At 34.0% G+C, this 19526-nt stretch carries 13 protein-coding genes; all 13 read right to left on the reverse strand.

Going from position 1 to position 19526, the window contains the following annotated elements; genetic code table 11:
* Nucleotides 1-20: 20 nt before the first annotated feature.
* Nucleotides 21-1046: a YhcG family protein gene (locus CQ022_RS06550; RefSeq protein WP_105680653.1), complete on the reverse strand. Its 1026-nt coding sequence runs from the start codon at nucleotides 1044-1046 to the stop codon at nucleotides 21-23.
* A 200-nt stretch (nucleotides 1047-1246) separates the two neighbouring features.
* Nucleotides 1247-2218 (reverse strand): WG repeat-containing protein, encoded by a 972-nt coding sequence (locus CQ022_RS06555; protein WP_228421476.1) that lies wholly within the window; start codon nucleotides 2216-2218, stop codon nucleotides 1247-1249.
* A gap of 51 nt (nucleotides 2219-2269) precedes the next feature.
* A complete protein-coding gene (purB, locus tag CQ022_RS06560; protein ID WP_076597264.1) occupies nucleotides 2270-3697 on the reverse strand; it encodes an adenylosuccinate lyase in 1428 nt (475 codons plus the stop codon).
* Nucleotides 3698-4032: 335 nt separating this feature from the next.
* Nucleotides 4033-4323 (reverse strand): hypothetical protein, encoded by a 291-nt coding sequence (locus tag CQ022_RS06565; RefSeq protein ID WP_105680655.1) that lies wholly within the window; start codon nucleotides 4321-4323, stop codon nucleotides 4033-4035.
* Nucleotides 4324-4477: 154 nt separating this feature from the next.
* On the reverse strand, nucleotides 4478-4618 hold the full coding sequence (locus tag CQ022_RS22905; protein ID WP_153816321.1) for a bacteriocin-like protein: 141 nt from the start codon (nucleotides 4616-4618) through the stop codon (nucleotides 4478-4480).
* Between the two features lie 1462 nt (nucleotides 4619-6080).
* Nucleotides 6081-6401, reverse strand: a complete 321-nt coding sequence (locus CQ022_RS06575) for a hypothetical protein (protein ID WP_105680657.1) — start codon at nucleotides 6399-6401, stop codon at nucleotides 6081-6083.
* 389 nt (nucleotides 6402-6790) lie between these two features.
* On the reverse strand, nucleotides 6791-7252 hold the full coding sequence (locus CQ022_RS06580) for a hypothetical protein (RefSeq protein ID WP_105680658.1): 462 nt from the start codon (nucleotides 7250-7252) through the stop codon (nucleotides 6791-6793).
* A 2-nt stretch (nucleotides 7253-7254) separates the two neighbouring features.
* Nucleotides 7255-10623, reverse strand: a complete 3369-nt coding sequence (locus tag CQ022_RS06585) for a DUF6443 domain-containing protein (protein ID WP_105680659.1) — start codon at nucleotides 10621-10623, stop codon at nucleotides 7255-7257.
* Nucleotides 10624-10633: 10 nt separating this feature from the next.
* Nucleotides 10634-14212, reverse strand: a complete 3579-nt coding sequence (locus CQ022_RS06590; protein ID WP_105680660.1) for a DUF5977 domain-containing protein — start codon at nucleotides 14210-14212, stop codon at nucleotides 10634-10636.
* 3 nt (nucleotides 14213-14215) lie between these two features.
* The gene (locus CQ022_RS06595; protein WP_105680661.1) at nucleotides 14216-15853 is read right to left on the reverse strand and encodes a T9SS type A sorting domain-containing protein; all 1638 of its coding nucleotides are present in this window, start codon (nucleotides 15851-15853) and stop codon (nucleotides 14216-14218) included.
* A 267-nt stretch (nucleotides 15854-16120) separates the two neighbouring features.
* Nucleotides 16121-16531 (reverse strand): hypothetical protein, encoded by a 411-nt coding sequence (locus tag CQ022_RS06600; RefSeq protein ID WP_105680662.1) that lies wholly within the window; start codon nucleotides 16529-16531, stop codon nucleotides 16121-16123.
* Nucleotides 16532-16649: 118 nt separating this feature from the next.
* The gene (locus CQ022_RS06605; RefSeq protein ID WP_105680663.1) at nucleotides 16650-17048 is read right to left on the reverse strand and encodes a hypothetical protein; all 399 of its coding nucleotides are present in this window, start codon (nucleotides 17046-17048) and stop codon (nucleotides 16650-16652) included.
* A gap of 94 nt (nucleotides 17049-17142) precedes the next feature.
* Nucleotides 17143-19470, reverse strand: a complete 2328-nt coding sequence (gene bglX / locus CQ022_RS06610) for a beta-glucosidase BglX (RefSeq protein WP_105680664.1) — start codon at nucleotides 19468-19470, stop codon at nucleotides 17143-17145.
* Nucleotides 19471-19526 lie beyond the last annotated feature (56 nt).

A 19526-nucleotide genomic window follows, 5' to 3' on the forward strand; every position in this document is an offset into this window, starting at 1 on the left:
TTTTAATATTAGATTTATTTTTAATTTTCAAATTTATTTCTTGCTATCTCTATTGAACGATGCAATTTTTCAAGCAAAACTTTTTCAGAAGGTAAGATAAGTAAATATTCTGCAACCTTTATATTATCCCCTTCCAGATTCATGAGTTCTATATGTTCGGAATTTTTTCCTGAACAAAGGATTAAACCAATGGGTGGATTTTCACCTTCTATTTTTTCATATTTATTAAGATAGGATAGATAAAGCTCCATCTGACCTTTATGATTGGCTTCAAATTCGCCTAATTTCAACTCAATAACCACTAAAGATTTTAGTTTTCTATGATAGAAAAGTAAATCCAAGTAGTAATCTCTATTATCTATGGTGATTCTTTTTTGTCTTGAAAGAAATGCGAAATCACTACCCAACTCAGAAATGAATTTTTGCAGCTCCACAATAATGGCTTCTTCTAAGTCTTTTTCAGAAAAGGTATCTTTCAATTCTAAAAAATCAAGAAAATAGGGATCTTTAAAAACTAAGTCAGGGTTTAAAATATTATTTTCAGACCAGTTTTTCAGTTCTTTATCTATTATTTCTTCGGGCTTTTTGCTTATTGCTGTTCGTTCAAAAAGCAGAGAATTGATTTTTTCTCTCAAGACTCTGACACTCCAATTTTCAATTTTACAAACTTCAAGATAAAAGTTTCTTTTAGTATCTTGAGAAATAGGAATAAGGAGTAGAAAATGAGTCCACGATAATTGTCGCATCGCTGATGCGACAATATTAAAATCACTGAAAACAGACGCAAACTGCATCATTTTCCGGATATTTTTTTCAGAAAATGAATTTCCAAATTCTAACGTAAGTTGCTGAGAAATTTGTACAATAACTTCTTTGCCATATTCTGCTCTCTTATTATCTAAAACATCTTCATTTATTCTTTTTCCTATTTCCCAGTACAAAACCACCATTGCCGAGTTTACCTGAGCTGCAACCTGACTTCTTGTCTTGTCTACCAGCTCCTTAAGATCGGTCATTAATTGTTGATGATTTTGATTCTGTAACATTATTAAAAATTAGATGTCAGATTTTTAATATTAGATTTATTTTTCTTTTTACTTTTTCTGAGCTAAAGTTTCTTTCTTTAAACCCATCTATATTGGAAATTTTTGAGAGAAATATTTCCCTCTAACCATTATTCTGTACAAATTTAAAGGAATAAGTCTATCTTCATCAAATTTGAACTGTAGAATTTCCAATTTTATCTTTATTTGTTGATAAATTTATTAGGATTATCCTGATGTACTTTCTGAAAATCCTCTGCATTTTTTATTTCTTCTTTCAACCAGTTTTCAAAAGGAACTTTTTTCTCATTGTAATCTTCAATCGCATAAAATGTTTTACCATCTTCCGAAACCAGGAATTTGAAGCGGTAAAGCATATCCAATTCCTTTTTCCTGTAATTGTAGGTGTTTACCTGATAATACGGAAAGTTTTCTTTGGGTCTTTCTACGATTTCAAAAAACAGATTCTTTTCATTTTCAGATAACTTATTGTAAAAATTTACATAATAAAGATCTGAAAGTTTTGTCTTCTGTCTTTCAAAGAACTGAAGAATATTTTTTTCTTTTTCATTGTATTGAAAAGGATTCGGGTAATATTTTCCATCGATTTCAATGTCTTTCTCTGTTGATTTTGCCAATGGCTGAACAGTTTGTCCTTTTCCATTCATCACTCCCCATTTTCCGCCTACAATGGATCTGTGTTCGTCATTGGTTTTTTCCCAATCACAGCCGTCACAAAATGCAGCATATCCATAATTAAAGGGTGATGCAAAATCATGTTCAGCTTCAATAACAATCTTTCCGTTTCGGTCTGCAAATCCTACTTTACCATTTTTAACCAATCTTCTCAATCCTTCAGAGAAATAATCAGCTCCATTGTCATAAAGAAAAGCTTTATACAGGAATTTTCCATTTTTATCATAGACATATCCCCATTCATTTTTCTCCGGTTTTTCGCCTTCTTTACTACCATCAAAAAGAATAGTTTCTCCTTCTACAGGATCTCCATCTTTAAGGAATGAAAAGATTTTGAACTGTGCAGGAACAATTATTTTTCCTGCTTTATTTTTTACCCCAACCAGAGAATCTTTGGATTTGAAATAATATAAAACTTCTTTTCCCTGAGAAAAAGAAAGCATTGGTATTAATATAATGGTTACCAGTAGTCTTTTCATATTCGGTGAGATTGGAAATAAAATATGCAGCCGAAAAGACTGCATATTGTTTTATACTTTAAGATCAGCTTCTAATCCTATTAAGTCTTTGTTTTGGTCTATAATCGGCTGTACTTCATTTTTGATGAATTCCTCCGTCTGGATTGGCGCGAAACCAATAAAGTTTTTAGGATCTAGAACCTCCTTCAGTTTTGATTTGTCTAGTTTTAAAGAATCATCGTTTAAGATTCTTTCGATAAGATCATTCTCTTTACCTTCTTCTTTCACTTTCTTGGAAGCTTCCATCGAGTGAACTCTGATCACTTCGTGAATCTCCTGGCGGTCACCACCTGCTTTCACTTCTTCCATGATGATATATTCTGTCGCCATGAAAGGAAGTTCTTCCATAATATGTTTGTTGATTCTGTTTGGATATACAACAATTCCGTTCATGATGTTATTCCAGATCAATAGAATAGCATCAACCGCTAAAAATGCCTGTGGAATTGTCAATCTCTTGTTTGCAGAGTCATCTAATGTTCTTTCAAACCATTGTGTAGAAGCTACCATTGCAGAACTTGTTGTCAAAGACATTACGTATTTTGCCAACGCCCCGATTCTTTCGCTTCTCATTGGGTTACGCTTGTATGCCATTGCAGATGAACCGATCTGGTTTTTTTCGAATGGTTCTTCAATTTCCTTAAGGTTTTGAAGTAAACGTAAATCATTTGTGAACTTGTGTGCAGATTGTGCAATATTTCCTAATAAAGCAACTACTTTCGCATCAATTTTTCTATCGTAAGTCTGTCCGGAAACTCCGAAAACTTTTTCGAAACCGAATCTTTTTGAAAGTTCTTTATCTAAGTGTTTTACTTTAGAATAATCTCCGTTGAAAAGTTCAAGGAAACTTGCAGCAGTTCCTGTAGTTCCTTTTACGCCTCTGAAACGAAGAGTTTCAAGGAAGAAATCCAATTCTTCGATATCAAGAACCAAACTCTGTAACCAAAGTGTTGCTCTTTTTCCTACCGTTGTCAACTGAGCCGGCTGGAAGTGTGTGAATCCTAAAGTAGGAAGATCTTTATACTGAATCGCAAAATCCGAAAGATTCTTCATCACGTTCACCAACTTTTTCTTTAGGATTAAAAGTCCGTCACGGATCTGAATTAAATCTGTATTGTCTCCTACAAAAGCTGAAGTTGCTCCAAGGTGGATAATTCCTTTTGCTGAAGGCGCCACATCACCATAGGCGTGAACGTGAGCCATTACATCATGACGGAATTTTTTTTCGTACTCTGCTGCTTTTACGTAATCGATATTTTCAGCATTAGCTTTCAATTCTGCAATCTGCTCATCTGTGATATCAAGACCAAGATCTTTTTCGATCTCAGCAAGAGCTATCCAAAGCTTTCTCCAATTCTGGAATTTGTTATTGTGTGAGAAGTTAAATAACATTTCTTCACTGGAGTAGCGTTCTTCCAATGGATTTTTGTAGGAATTCATTCGTTCTTTTACTTTTTAGATGTACAAAAATACAGTTTTTCGGTGAGAGATAAAAATCCTGTTTTGATGATTTTCATTCATGATTTTACTTATACTTTTGTCTTGAAACAAAAGTATACAAAAGTTCAAGACTGGAATCATCCGCTAAAAATTTAAATGTACTCCTAAAATTTCCAAACTCGCATGGATCATTTGGCTCTGCTTCGGCTCTGAGTAAGCTCCATGCTCAGACAGTGGAAATTTTTTAACGGATTACATCCAAATTTTCTTAACGCTCCTGATTCCTAAGTCGATTGATAAGCAGCACATCCTATTCAAGCATGTTTTTTATAAGCTTAACATTGAATTGTTGACATTGCATAGATTAAATAGACTACCGGTATTGCAATCAACAATCCAAGAACATTTAAAAACAACAGGGCTATCTTTTTACTGCGTTCTTTAAAGAAAGTCAGAATTGCAGGGATTAACGATAAATTCCCAACAGTTAAGAAAAGAACAATATCCATCCCCGATTGGAATAATGATTTACTATCCATAATCATGATAATATTTATGGGAAGAATAACAAGATTTAAAGCAATGATAAGAATTGCCAGTGTATAGTTTATTTTGGAGAGGATCATGGTTATTGTTATATACTCACAAAAGTAAGGATTTCTCATTTATCCTTTTACCATGAAGAAAAATAGACAAAAGGTCAGAACGGGAATCATCTGCTAAAAAAGGCTGCTCCATTTCTGAAGCAGCCTGTTCTTTACATTATTGTCATGAATCAGATTAATCAATAAGTCCGCATGGTGATCCCACAGAAATACATTTTTTCACAAATGAACACCAGAAATATCCTGGCAGACACATTGGGATACCTCCCTGAACTGTTTTTAATTCTCTTTTTGAAAGTTTTCTTAGGTTTTTCATAATACTAATTTTTTGATTTTTTTCCTACTCTATATGCTTTTCGGATTACGCTTTAATTTGGTAACACCAATATACATTTTTTTCAGATATAAAAATATAACCTATTCATTTTATACTACTTATATCACCCTATAACCTTCTACCCCCTTCACCAACCCCCTCTACCCCCTTAGGTAAGGGGCTATACCCTGTTAAACAAGTGGGTAAAGGGAGTTCATTAAGGGACTAAAGCCTCTTTGATAAGGGTATAGAGACCGTTAACCAAGGGGTTGTAGACCGTTGAGAAAGGGGTTATAGCCACTTATTGAAGTGGGTATAGAGGGTTATGGAAGTGGCTGGAGGGACTTCTGAAGTAGGTAGAGACGGTTAGAAAGTGGTAATTGGTATTTTATACAAAGTGAGAGACTTTTATTATGGATATAAGTGTAGACCATTATACAACACCAACTCCTTTATTTTCCTTTTAAAATATCCAATAAAAAAATAAAGTACAATTGAAAATAACAGTACAATTCCTACTGTGAAATAAGTTTGAAAAGGAATTTTGTGACTGCTCGCTATTGCCATTAATCAAAAAAGACAAAAATTAAAAAAGAAATAATACAAATGGCTTGCAATATGTTGAGTATGATTTTCATTTATTGATATTAATCTAGTATATTTTTTATCCAAAAAGAATAAGGTTGCTGGGACAATATCAGTACCACAACAAAAAAAAATAATTTTAAAAGATAAATTCTCTTTCCTATAAATAAAAATAATATAATACATATAGGAAAGCAATATTGGTATTAAGTATACCATAATCATCATATTAATTATTGCATCATTACTGTTTCCCATTTTATAAACATCAATAAATCTATCCAGTTTAAAAACATTGTAATATACTATTAGGAAATATATAAGATTTATGCTGAAAACGATTAATGTATGAAACAAAAATCTAGCTATCAGTTTTAGAATAAGGTGAATATTGAGTGGTATCATGATTTATGTTATAGTGAGATTGAAAAGTATACTCAAGAATTATACAATTTTAAAAATGAATATTAATATATTATGTTCATTTTATAATTTTCAAGTTTTTATTGTACATATCATAAATTACTTTAGTATTGTTTTTTTATAAACAGTAAAGTAAGTAACGTCTTTATTCTTCACTATAGAATCTCCTATTTTAATTAATGAAATTATTTTTAAATCTTACAAATAAATTTTATTACCATCTGATGATTTGACAATATTAAAATGAGTCATAAGGTCATATGAGTTTGAAATAACTTGTCCATTACATTGCTGATTAAAATATTTATATTTATGAAGCAAAGTTGCTTTTTATTCAAAGTTTAAAAGTAGTAAAACTTATAGTATAAACAAACCCCTGCAAGAGTGCAAGGGTTGTTATTTATTCTGTCGTGGACACGAGCAGCATGCTCGCGCCAGCGGGCGTACAAGATAATTAGAAATAAAAATGTATGCTGGTTCCATATGACAAAGCCAATTCAAACATTCTATTAATTTCATTTGAGCTATTAGAATTTTTCTTTAACTCATTCAATGAATTATATATAGAATCTAAATTTGTAATATGCTCATCTTCAAAATCATCAATATTGCTATTGGATATTTTATTAATTAGAATAAAGATACCTCTATCCCATAATTTCTTAAATTCACCATTCGTTATACTTAATTCTACAATCTGATCTGAACCTGCAACATCATAATCCAATGCAATTTCAGCTTCTTTATTCTTGGGTACAATAATTTTTTTTGACATATTTACTCAATATTATTACAAAGAGTTAATTGATTATATTAACTTTGACTTCTTCTCTTGCTGGCGCGAGCTTCTCGTTCGTGTCCCTGTCTTAATTATTAAGTTTACATATATAGATTCTCAGAATTCAATTATAGATTAAGCTTCTGCGGAATGAAGCAAAGTTGTTTTTTATTCAAGGTTTAAAAGTAGTAGAACTCATATTATAAAACAAACCCTTACACAAATGCAAGGGTTGTTATTTATTCTAGCGTGGACACGAGCGAGACGCTTGCGCCAGCAGGTGATTTTTTGCATCAAATTGAATGATCTACTGCTGCGTATTATACGCTTTTATAAAAATAATTAAAATCACAAACAATTTCTATAGATAATAATTACATAAAAAACTATCCTTTTATAAATATATAATTTGACTTGTATAATTTAAAATCACTGTCTTTTTCTATACGTGATATTGTTTTTCGAATGTATTGAGGAAGTTCATTTTTACGAATATAATTTACCACAGGAGCATCCTTATCATACAAAATAATAAAAGAGTTTTTTGGCTTTACAATCTTCAAAAAGGTACTATAAACGTCAATTGTATAGTCCGAAAAATTATCATCATTAAGCCATTCCAATAAACTAAAATCTCCTTTTTTTGAAAAATATGATTTATAATCTTCTTTTTTACTTTTGCTGAGCCAAACTATTAGATCTTCATCATATTCATTATATAATGAAACTGTTTTTAATTCTATAATTTTATTATCTAACTGATAAACAGATTTATCTTGATTTATTAAATTATTTTGAGAAAAAAATAATTGAGAACAAAATACAGTTGAAAATATTATTTGTTTCATTTTTATCTATTTATATTGTTTTTTGTTTCTTCAGTGGATTTGTTAATAATTCTTTTTAAATTTTGGTTTCCTTCAGTAAAAGATGTTTTACCATTAGAATCTGTAACAGCTCCTGCTTTTATATGTCTCCATCCATTTAAATCTTTAGGATTTCTAATGTAAAGTAAAGCATGTCCAAACATTTCATGAGATACATTAAGGGATCTTCGAGTTTCATCTAAATTGGCATTTGTATATACTTGAACATTTTCATTTGTCGAAGAAAATAGATTTTTAGGATCATTAGGAATTATCGTTTGTCCTAAAAGCCCAACTTCTACACTACCATCTTTATTGATCTCAACCTCCCCCATTTGCCGGGTTTTATTTTCGCCATTTCTAATATAAGTAATTTCATCTGCAATTGAATACTCAACAGTAATATCTGAGTTAACCATTTCTTTTAATGAATTAAAGTTTCCACTGTCACTATTATAAGAATTTATTAGCTCTTTATCAATATTACCATCTTTATCAAATTGTACATATTCCCTATCTTCAGATCTCAATGTATTTTTAATAGCGGTCATTGCTCCTTCACTTGTTGGTTTAACAGTTTCTGGTGCCATTCCATCTGGATCAATAAATCTAATAGGGTTATTAAAAGCATAGTTATAAGGACTATGACGTCTCATTTTTTCCGCCAACGGATCTACTACACCCCATCTTCCCATATCCGGCATATAAAACCTCGCTCCATAATCATACATTCCACTTTCCTGAAGTTCTTTGCCATTGTACTTGTAATTATAGGGAACTCCTTCAAAAGGAGCTGGTATAATAGGACCCTCCTGATGTTTTAATCCAAAAGGATAATAGTTATTGGCATCAATGACCTCAGTTCCTCCGCTGCCATTATTCCTGTAACTCACCCTTACATTTCCTAAATGGTCTGTATAATTGTAAATATACTTATTTTCAGTGAAATCATAATAGCCTTCGGAGGTAGGTACAAATTTCAATGCAGGAATGGTATAAAGGGATGCTGAAATATCATATCCATGTCTGTTATCATACTGGAACCCGTCAAGATAATTAGTTTCTATTGTTCCATTATTATTATATATCTTAGAGACTTTCGTGCCATCTGCTTTGTAGATATAGCTGGTAGTAGACTTATCTATGATACCTGCGTTAATCCCAACATAATTTGGAAGATTAAGATAATTATAGCTTATCTTCATTTTTCTGTCAGGATGATCGGTCATATTCCCATTAGGATTATAGGCCATGGTTCCCTGTAAGGCATTGTATCCTGACCTGTTATTAAGGACGCCTGGAGGAAGAGTAATTTTGTCTAAGGTATTACTTTTATCTCCATTCTGATAATTATAGATCAGATCATCAATCTTCTCCGCAGTCGTTCCTCCGGAAACAGGCCATGAAAATCTTTTTAAGCTTTTTATATTACCATTGAGATCATAGCTCAGCTCTTCGTTAAAATAATTATTTTGAGCAACTGAAGAATTGGGCTCGGAATATGCTCCTTTTAATAGTCTGTTTAAGGAGTCATACTGATAATTATATCTTTTCAAACCCTCTGCACTGGAAATATTCCAATCAATCTCAGTGATATTTCCATTAAACCTTCCGGATGAAGTATTGGTATAAACAGGATTGTTATACTTCATCTCGTAGCCAAATAATTTTCCGTTCAGATTGGCAGGATCATTAACTTTTGTCATCCAGCCTCTGATATTGTATTGATAATCTATGGTCTGTAATGGAGATGCAGCAACTGTTCCCCCTACTTTCTTAGATTCCAGCTGGGAAATTTCATTATACTTATTCTGAACAAGGTATTCAACAAGGTTGCTGTCAATCTGATGGGTATGGGTAAGAAGCCTATTCTGCGAATCATAGGTGAATTTTTCTACGATACTTCTTTCAGTATCTGTACCAAGCCTTCTATGATAGGTATTGGTCTGGAGAATAACTCCGGTAAAATCAAGCTTATTGTTGATCACAGTATAGCCTCCCAAATAGTTGTTGCTTCTTGATCCGATGGTTCTTCCTTTGGTATCATACCAGATGAAGTTCTGCGTCCATCTGTCATCTTCTATATTTTTGATATAGGAAGCGGTAGGAAGTCCCTTGGTAGTTTGTGGATCAGCAGGATTATCTGTAAGAAGAGGCTGGGAAAATACATTGGTTACCGCAGAGGAACCTGCCGGATAAGTATCATAGTAGGAAACTGTTAATAATTTAGTGACAGAACCCGGATAGCTGGCAGAACCATTGTCATAATAGACACCTAACCCGCTGTTGGTAAACCCTACGGTAGAGGATCTGGTTACGTTATTACTCCCTTTAGCATCTGTTGATACCTGTTCTGCAACTCTTCCTGCACTGCCATAAGTCTGGGAGCTGGTATATATTCCGGTGTAAGCAGCTCTTCCAAATTGGTCATATTTAGTGAAAAACCACTGTTTTAAAGCTCCCATGACAGCATCCTGGGTCATGATCAACCTGTCCTGTTTGTCGTACACCATATATTCCCAACCTTTACCGGGAAGCTTCTTTTCTACCAGACGGTTTCTTCCGTCATATTTATACTGATAGCATAAATCGTTAAGCACGGTATTGGGATCTGCTTCTAAAACCGCTTTGGGAGGAATCACATAAGCTAATTGGTCATAATCATTATAAACATAATAGGTATCTGCATTTTCGCCAGCACTGATTACTTTTCTGACTAATACAACCTGACCCTGACCGTTTTTAAACTCAATAGTTGAGCTCCCGTCTTCATCGGTAACTGTATTTTTATATAGCTGTCCTAGTCCATAGGAGCCTGATAAGTTCAGAATGGAGGTAAAAGTGGTATGATTGAAAGTAGCAGTATATTTTTTAACCTCACCAATGATATTGGTATCATACCCAAATTGTAAAGGTTTGTTATCCCATACAGTTCCCACCTGTTTTTGAGCTAAAATACGGTCTAATGGTGAGTTTTCCAGAATTTTCTCTGAATAGATTTTTTCTGAAGAACCATAGGGGGTATTGCCCAAATTTGCTAATGGATCAGGAGTAATAGCTCCGTTGAGACTTCCTCCTTGTGGAACAGGAAGGTAGTCCTGAACCTGCCTTCCGAAAGCATCATATACGATAGGTGTAACAACATCTTTTCCTAATGGAGAGGTTTTGACATTGACAATCTGTTTAGGTCTTCCCAATCCGTCAAAATACTGAACGGTTTCGGAACTTTTAATATTAGCAAGCGTAGGATCTGACAAATACGTCTTTGAATACACATAATTTTCTGTACTGGAAAGCTGTGCTTGGGCAGTTCCTATGATGAGAATTCCTATTGGAATGAATATTTTTTTCATAGATTTGTTTTTAATTTACATCATAACTAAAGGTAATATTGTATGGCGTCCCTGTAGAAGGATTTCCGCTTCCTAGCCATCTTAAAACAGTCTGTCCTGATCCCTGATAAAGAGTAACCTGCCAATTCCCGGATGATCTAGTAACTGTGGTAGTTGGCCAACATGGTCCAGGTATATTTCCTAATTGTACTGAATCAGACCAATTCACACTTTGGCTTGAAGTAACCATAAAATTTAATTGAGCATTAACAACGTGATTTACTTTTTGAAAAGGAGCATATTGCATCATAATATATTGACTGGAAGCCAGAGCGTTGAAATCACAATATGGATAAAAGCAGGTTAAATTTGAATTAGCATAATTCTGCCCATTACTATTAATATCATCTAAAGCTTTCTGATCAGCATCTGCCTGACTGATGATGGAAAAATGCCTACCTTCAGGAACTGTATAGGTTATCGAATTGGATATCATACCTGAAGTACAATTATTTTTTGTAAATGGCTGGCTTTTCATAACATTATAATAGGCTGTTGGGGCATTATTATATTTATATTCTTTAAGCACTTTTCCATTATTATCTACAACCTTCTCTAATCGATTGGCCAAATCATAGGTATAATTTTCTCTTATTCCACTTGGAGAAGTAATGCTTGTCACCCCGATCAATGGATTATAAGTATAGGTTGTTATGTTGTAGCTGGCAAGAGCAGGGGTTTTTCTAAAATTATCCAGCGCTTCTATTAGCAATAGCTCAGAAGATGCATCTATATCTGCATTAGACTTTAGGTAAATAGGAAGAGTTGTGTATCCTGAAGATGAGCTACTTACTCCTAAAGAGGTCATTACATTACTATATGCCTCTCCTTCTATTTTGGCAATAGGTAAAGTTTGACCATATCCCCAAATGATCGTGGTTGGTTTACCATCTTTACTGGTATATTGTAGAATATTACCTTTGGGATCATAGAGGTCATAAGTGATTTCTGTCGTTGGGACGGGAGCCGGGCTATTCAAATCTTTAAGATTATGTGATAATACCGATTTAGGTAGAGGCAAACCACTAGTATATGTATTAGCATCTGCTTGGGAAGTAGGATAAACTGTTTCCCACTTAGTTAGAATTTTATTTGTAGGGTTCTCTATTTTCGTTGTCTCTGTAACCAATGGAATCCCTATCATATTCTTACTAACCAAATATTGATTATTTATTGTAACATCATTTGCATAGTGGTATGTTTTAGAAATTACTTTATTGTCCGGATAAGTCGTTTCTTCTTTCTTTAGAAGGTCATCATCAGCGTCATCATAAAAGTACTTTGTAGTAGTGGTAACATTTCCATTATTGAAATAATCTTTTCTCGTCTCAGAGTCTAAATAATGATTGTAAAAATAAAGTTTATAAGCTGAAACATTAATAACGTCGCAAGTGTTGTCTAGAGCTTGTCCTTGCGCATTCCAACCCATTGGAACAGGACCAAAAGGACGTCCATCAATTTCGACTATTCTAGCATGTTGTGAAAATCTTACAGGTTTATTGTTATAATTATAAGCAGTTTCAGCTAATAATACTTTAGTGTTCGTATATTCTTTTTTAAACAATATCTTCATTCTTTCTTTTTGAAGAGAGTTAAAAGAATTTATTCTAGTACCCGCATTTTCATTATATTCCATATAGGCATTGCTCCATACATAATTATTGGTGCCTAATGTGATCCTTTGCCTTTGTGCAGTAGTCATTAGTGTGTTATCAGGTTTTTGATCAATAAAGCCATTATCTTGATTACTGAATGCATATTCACTTAGTCCTCCGTTACTTTTTTCTTCGTAAACTTTTGAATATACAATATGTGCCCCGTTAGTGTAGTTTAATGGCCAACTTAAAGGTGAAATTTCCCTATAAGTATATTGGTTATGATTGTAATCTGTCGTATTTGATAAAACACCGCTAGAATTTAAATTACTATTAAGAATGTCTTTAACGTAGTAGAACTTTCTTTGGGAAGGTACGTTTGAAATATTATAATCAATCATATGGCTCACCCTGAAACCTCCTGCTAACCTTCTCGGACTAATCTCACTGATGAAAAAATCATTGTTATAATTAGTCATTCTAGTATACTCATGAGGTTCATAATGAAAACGAGTACTTCCTCCCGTTGGATAAAAGATTTTTTCTAAAATTTCGTTTAATTTAAAATTCGGTTCTTTCGCTTGTCGATATGCCGCCGCAATTGTATTGATATCTGTAGAATTCACTGCATAAAAATTAAAAGTCTTATCATTGAAATATCCCCAATGATCAGTATTTCCGTTATTAAATTTTGGAAATAAGTTATTATTATACTGGAATTCATATTTGTTATTTACTGCCTCACCAATTTTTATTTTTTTTAATTTTAATCGCTTTGCAGGGTTCTCGTCATACTCAAAGTATATATTTTCTACATTTTTATTATTTACGCTATAAGAAATATTGTCAAGTTTGTACCAGTGTTTAAGGTTATAGTAATTATCAGGAGGTTTAATTTCAAATCCATCAATTAGGTATACATTTTCGTTGGTGAATTCAAGACTATTTGCCAAAGATTTATTGAATTTTATCTCAACATTATCAAAATTAACCTTATCCAAATAGCTAAACTCTCCTTCTTCAAAGCTTGAAAGATTAAAACAGTTATTCTTATCAATATCTTTTGCGCATCCACTCAAACCATAACCACCATATGCAAAACGTTTGTACCCCGAATACGAACTTCTAAAATAGATGAGTTCTCCAGATTTATTATAGCTAAAGTCAACATTTTTTCCAGTTGAATATTCAATTTTGGCTAAATGCCAATTTTTCACATATTTATAAAATTCCGCACCGAGCCTTGGATTCTGAGTCTTTTTTCTACTTCGATAAATCTCAATTGCTGAATATTGGTTTCCAAAAGTATACTTGTTTCCCACACCGTCTGTAATGATAAAGGAGTATATGAAATTGTCCATACCGAACTCATTATTTCTTAATGTATTTGTAACGGACAAATTAGGTGTGTCAGAGTTTACAATCCATTTTCCCTCATGATTTTTAATAAAAGTACCTGATATACCATTTACATAAAAGCTAAAAGTATCAGGATTTAATGCTTTTTCATTTTTTTCATATTCATAAAAATAGGAATATGATTTTAGCTTATCGATTGAATTCCAATCACCTGAATTCAAAAGGCTATATTTATAATAATAAGCTTCTGAATCAGACTCATCTGCCACACCATTCAAATTTCTCGTAATAGTTCCTGAAGTACTTAGATTCCATGCCAAACCCGTCCATGAAGGATAAGTATCTGGCTTATTAAGTGCAACATCATAATTAATATTTACATCCAGCTTATTTTTATGATCAATATTTAAGGAAAGTAAATTGATATTAACATCCGGCTTACCTAACGAAAGATTTAAATTGGTTCCTCCATATACTTTAAATTCACTTGAGTTTGGACTCTTAGAAAACTCAGGACTATAAAAGCCTTCCTCACCATTAAACTGGCCTTTTATTAATGTTACTGAAATGATACAAAATAGAAAAAAAATTCTCATAGTTTACTTTTTAATAATTTTCGCATTAGCTGTTTTGTTCATATCCGTTTTTATCGTCACCAGATAAGCTCCCTGAACCAAAGCCTGGGTATTAATCTTCGTTACTCTGTTCTTTGTTTTTATACTCTGAAGTTGTCTTCCACTCATATCATACAACAGAATATCAGCCTCTTTAAAATCAAAACCGATTTCTACGTAAGCGTAGTCTGAGACAGGGTTTGGATAAATCTTGATGTCGTACTTCTCAATGAGCTGATCAACCTGTTTATCGCCCAGTTTTACAATTTTCCAGTTTTCTTTGCCTAGTTCTTCTGCACTGGTTCCTGCCAGAATAATAGAACCATCTCTGTTCAGTTTTAAATCTGAAAGTCTTTCTTCTTTTTGTCTGGATTCTCCTTTCACGTGTTTTCTCCACTGCTCATTTCCATTCTGATCCAGATAGAGCATCCAGAACGTTTCATCATCAGTCTGTATTCTTCCTTCAGCCTGGGTATAGCCTCCCAACAATATTCCTTTTGTAAAGTCTTGATTCTTGGTTCTTGTATCCTGGCTCTGAATCACACTCATTCCCATCAGAATATCTCGGTTTTTGAAATTGTAGGATTTCTGCCATTGTTCATCACCTCTTTCGTTTAAAGCAATCAACCAAAGATCTGTACCTTCTTCAAGGCCTACCGTTTTATTGCCTGACCTTTCTGATCTGGATTCTCCACCAATGACAAAACCATTTGAAGTTAAGGCAAGGGTTCTGATGTGGTCATCACCTTTTCCACCAAAGTTCTTTTCCCATTCTACTTTTCCGTTTTTGTCTAACTTGACAATCCAGTAATCGCCTTCTCCGAAATTATCGCTTTGCTTTGAGGTTGCAGATAGTAGGTTATGGGTTGCCGTTCTGTCAGACGAAATAGTAGTGTTAGTCGTTGATGGCTGATTATTTGTTCTAACAGAGGTGCTTCTTGAATAAATGCCAAGCAATGCGCCGCCGTCTTTCGTAGGAATCATTTTTTCAACTTCATCTAAGCCTTTTCCACCTAAGATTAATTGGGATAATTCTTTTCCGTTTTTATCCAATTTTGTGATCCAGACATCTTTGGAGCCGTAGCCTTTTGATGAACTCTGTACATTCCCGGCGACAAAGAATCCTAAGTCTGTGGTTTGAATCACCGCTCTGGCTTCTTCATCGGAAGTGCTTCCCAAGGTTTTCTGCCATAATTCATCGCCAAATTCATTGATTCTGATCAGCCAGATATCTGAACCTCCTTTGGAATCTTCTTTTTTGTCTAATCCTTTTCCTGAATAGGATGTTCCGGCCAGTAAAAATCCGCCATCCTGAGTGGTGACAGTTGCGGATAAATAATCATGGTTGGTTCCTGAGAAATATTTCTCCCAGACTTCTTGTCCCTGTTGGTTCAGTTTTACCAGATGGAAATCGTAACCGTTGTTTTGCTTACTGCCTAAAGCCTGCTGCTTATTGCTTTGAATAGAACTTCCCGTGATCAGATATTGCTGATCAATGGTGGTTGTCACCTGGCTTAGAAAATCCTGGGTAGAGGATTTGATGTCTTTCTGCCACACCAATTCCTGAGCAGATACGCTCAAGACCGTGCATAAAGTACATGCACCGAGATAAAGTTTTCTCATTTCAATGTTGTTTTCTGAGTTAGTAATTAGTTTTATTTAAAACGATACGAATTTAATCTTTTTTTAAGATATTAATCACTTTTATGAGATCTGATGTAAATCATACAATTAATTACTAAATCCTATTTATGTAAATGGATATTTGTCTTATTTAAATACAAAACTATCTCCTGATAACGACAGAACTTGACGTATTAAAATTTCATTGATTTCACATCACAAAAAAGCCACTCTTCCGAGTGGCTTCCTATTTTTTTGAATTTTATTTTACTGATAGATTACAACATCATTTTTTTTGATCTGGTAGCTTTTTTTATAGGGAGTCAGCACATAGCTGTCTTTAATGTGAGCCCCGCTTTTCCAGACTTTTTCTTTTCCTTCTTTATCCAGAATGATACTTTTTGCATTTCCATCCGGAATAAAAATTTCAACCTTTTTCATGTTTTTATTGAAGATAACTGCTGTCATTGAAGTATAGCTTTTATCAGAGTTTACTTCTTTCAGTTTTATTTTCTGATTAAAGGTTTTTATACAATCATTTCTTAACTGTGAATAGGTATATCCTGCTGAACCAATGCAACCGTGAACATCTCTGTCACCTCCAAGAACAGGAGTTTGTTTTTGAGCAAAGATTAAGGATCCAAAGAACAGGGCACTGAATAAAATTGTTTTTTTCATAAGTAAAATTTTTGTTTTCTGACTGGTTAAAATATCCCAAAAATGTGATATTAATATTTTCTCTAAGGTACAAAAAAAACCACTCTTACGAGTGGTTTTTCTTTTTTGAAATCTGATCTTACTGATAGATCACGATATTATCTTTTTTAAGCTGATAACCGTTCTTTTTGTAAGGAACCAATACATAGCCATCCTTTTTCCATGCTTTGGCTTTACCTCCTGCTCTGGTAAGGATAATACTTCTTTCACCAGCATCTTTTACAAAAACTTCAGCTTTTTTCATGTCTTTACTGAAAATAACTGCAGCTATTGAAGTATAACTTTCCTTTGGTGCTACTTCTGTTAGCTTAATTTTCTGTTCAAAAGTTCTTACACAGTCCTTCTTAATTTGAGAATAGGTATATCCTGCTGAACCTATACATCCATGTGCATCTTTATCACCACCTACTACAGGTGCTTTTTGTGCGAATGCTAGAGAACCAAGGAACATTGTGCTTAATAAAATTGTTTTTTTCATGTCGATTTGTATATAATAATAATTACACGAGGTATTATTAAAAATCATGCCAAAAAAGACATAATACACAATTCTGTGAGCAACTTTTCTTCTATTACTTGGTCCAGTTAATTTTTGAATGCTGAACCTGATCAGAGCTCGTTCCGATCATGATATCAAATTCACCTGATTCCCAGTCGTATTTCAAATCTCCGTTATAGAATTTAAGAGTTTCAGGAGTGATATCGAAAGTAACTTTTTTGGATTCTCCTTTTTTCAAAAATATTTTTTGGAAACCTTTCAATTCTTTTACCGGTCTTGTAATACTTCCCACCATATCTCTGACATACAGCTGAACAACCTCAGCTCCATCATAATTTCCGGTATTGGTTACCGTAACGGATGCCTGAACGGTTTGATTTCCTTTTGGATTCGCACTGGAAACGGCCATATCAGAGTAATTGAATTTCGTATAACTCAATCCATATCCGAAAGCATACAATGGGGTATTACATTCGTCCATATAGTTTGAACGGAATCTTTGGTATTCACATTTATCCGTCAATTCCTGACTTAATGGGCGACCTGTATTTTTAGCATTATAATAGATTGGCACTTGTCCCAGGCTTCTTGGGAAAGTCATTGGAAGTTTTCCGGACGGATTTACTTTTCCAAATAAAACATCTGCAATTGCATTTCCTGCTTCAGATCCTGCAAACCATGCGTTCAAAATAGAATCCGGAGTATCTTTTACATTGGTTAAAGCCAATGGGCGACCTGTAAAAAGAACCATGGCAATTGGTTTTCCGGTTTTCTTTAGTTCATTTAATAAGTCAACCTGAGACTGAGGAATAGTAATTTCAGTTCTTGAAGATGATTCACCGCTCATTTCTGCAGATTCTCCTATAGCCAGAACAATAACATCTGCTTTGTTGGCAACATCCACAGCTTCTTTTAACAATTCTTCTTTCGAACGGTTGTCTCTGTCTGTTTTTTTACCGTGAGCAGCATAGATGTCTTCTAATTTAGCATCATAATCAATATTGGCACCTTTAGCAGAAAGGAATTTCACCTCTTTACCATAGTTTGCCTGAAGACCCTGCATCAGGTTTACAGCTTTATCATGTTTTGCAGCAACACTCCAGGTTCCGGCCATATTGAGTGAATTGTTTACCAATGGTCCAATTACCGCAACAGTTCCTGATTTTTTCAAAGGAAGCACCTGGTTTTCATTTTTCATTAAAACCATAGACTGGGCAGCAACATTTCTAGCAACATTTCTGTTTTCCATGTTGTAAACTTCTTTTGCCGCCAGTTTTGCATCACCATATTTGTATGGATCTGTAAATAATCCCAAATCATATTTTGCTTCAAGAACTCTTTTGGCTGCCAGATCAATTTCAGCTTGTGTTACTTTTCCTTCAGATAAAGATTTTTTTAATGTTGTTAAAAAACCTTCTCCTACCATATCCATATCAACACCTGCTTTCAGAGCCAGTGCAGAAACCTGCTGAAGATCTCCCATACCATGATCAACCATTTCATTAATCCCTGTGTAATCCGTCACCACAAAGCCTTTAAACTTCCATTGATTTCTTAAAACTTCAGTTTGAAGCCATCTGCTTCCGGTTGCAGGAACTCCGTCTACTTCATTGAAAGAAGCCATCACAGAAGCTACTCCTGCATCAACAGCTGCTTTATAAGGTGGGAAATATTCGTTGAACATTCTCACGTGGCTCATATCAACCGTATTGTAATCTCTCCCCGATTCTCCTGCTCCATATAATGCAAAATGCTTCACACAAGCCAGAATGGTGTTTCCAACAGATAAATCTTTGCCCTGATAACCATACACCATGTTTTTTGCAATTTCACTTCCTAAATACGGATCTTCACCGGAACCTTCGGAAACTCTTCCCCATCTTGGTTCGCGGGAAATGTCTACCATGGGAGAGAATGTCCAGTTGATTCCATCAGAAGATGCTTCTTTTGCTGCTACTCTTGCTGACTGCTGAATCAGATTCATGTCCCATGAAGCGGCTAAACCTAATGGAATCGGGAATGTGGTTTCATAACCGTGAATTACATCCATCCCAAAAATCAAAGGAATTTTCAAACGGCTGTTTTCTACTGCTACTTTTTGAACGGCTCTGATTTTTTCCGCTCCTTTTATATTGAATAGTCCTCCTACTAAACCCTGTTCAACTTTTTTACCGATGTCTGAACTTTTAGCCAAACCTGTGGTAAAGTCACCGGAACTTGGCAAGTTAAGCTGGCCAATCTTTTCATCCAAAGTCATTTTAGATAAAAGATTATCTACAAAAGCTTTCTTTTTAGCCTGATATTGAGCGGTCTGATAAGACTGAACGGGCTTCGTTACCATTTCCTGTGCAGAAAATACAGGAGCCAGTGCTAAAGTGGCAATTACAATTAACTTTTTCATAAATCTATCTTCTTAAATTATTGTTTTTATATTTTAGTTTTAATTCGATGGGTTTA

Origin of the sequence: Chryseobacterium culicis, from assembly GCF_002979755.1 — a bacterium.
Classification (GTDB): domain Bacteria; phylum Bacteroidota; class Bacteroidia; order Flavobacteriales; family Weeksellaceae; genus Chryseobacterium; species Chryseobacterium culicis_A.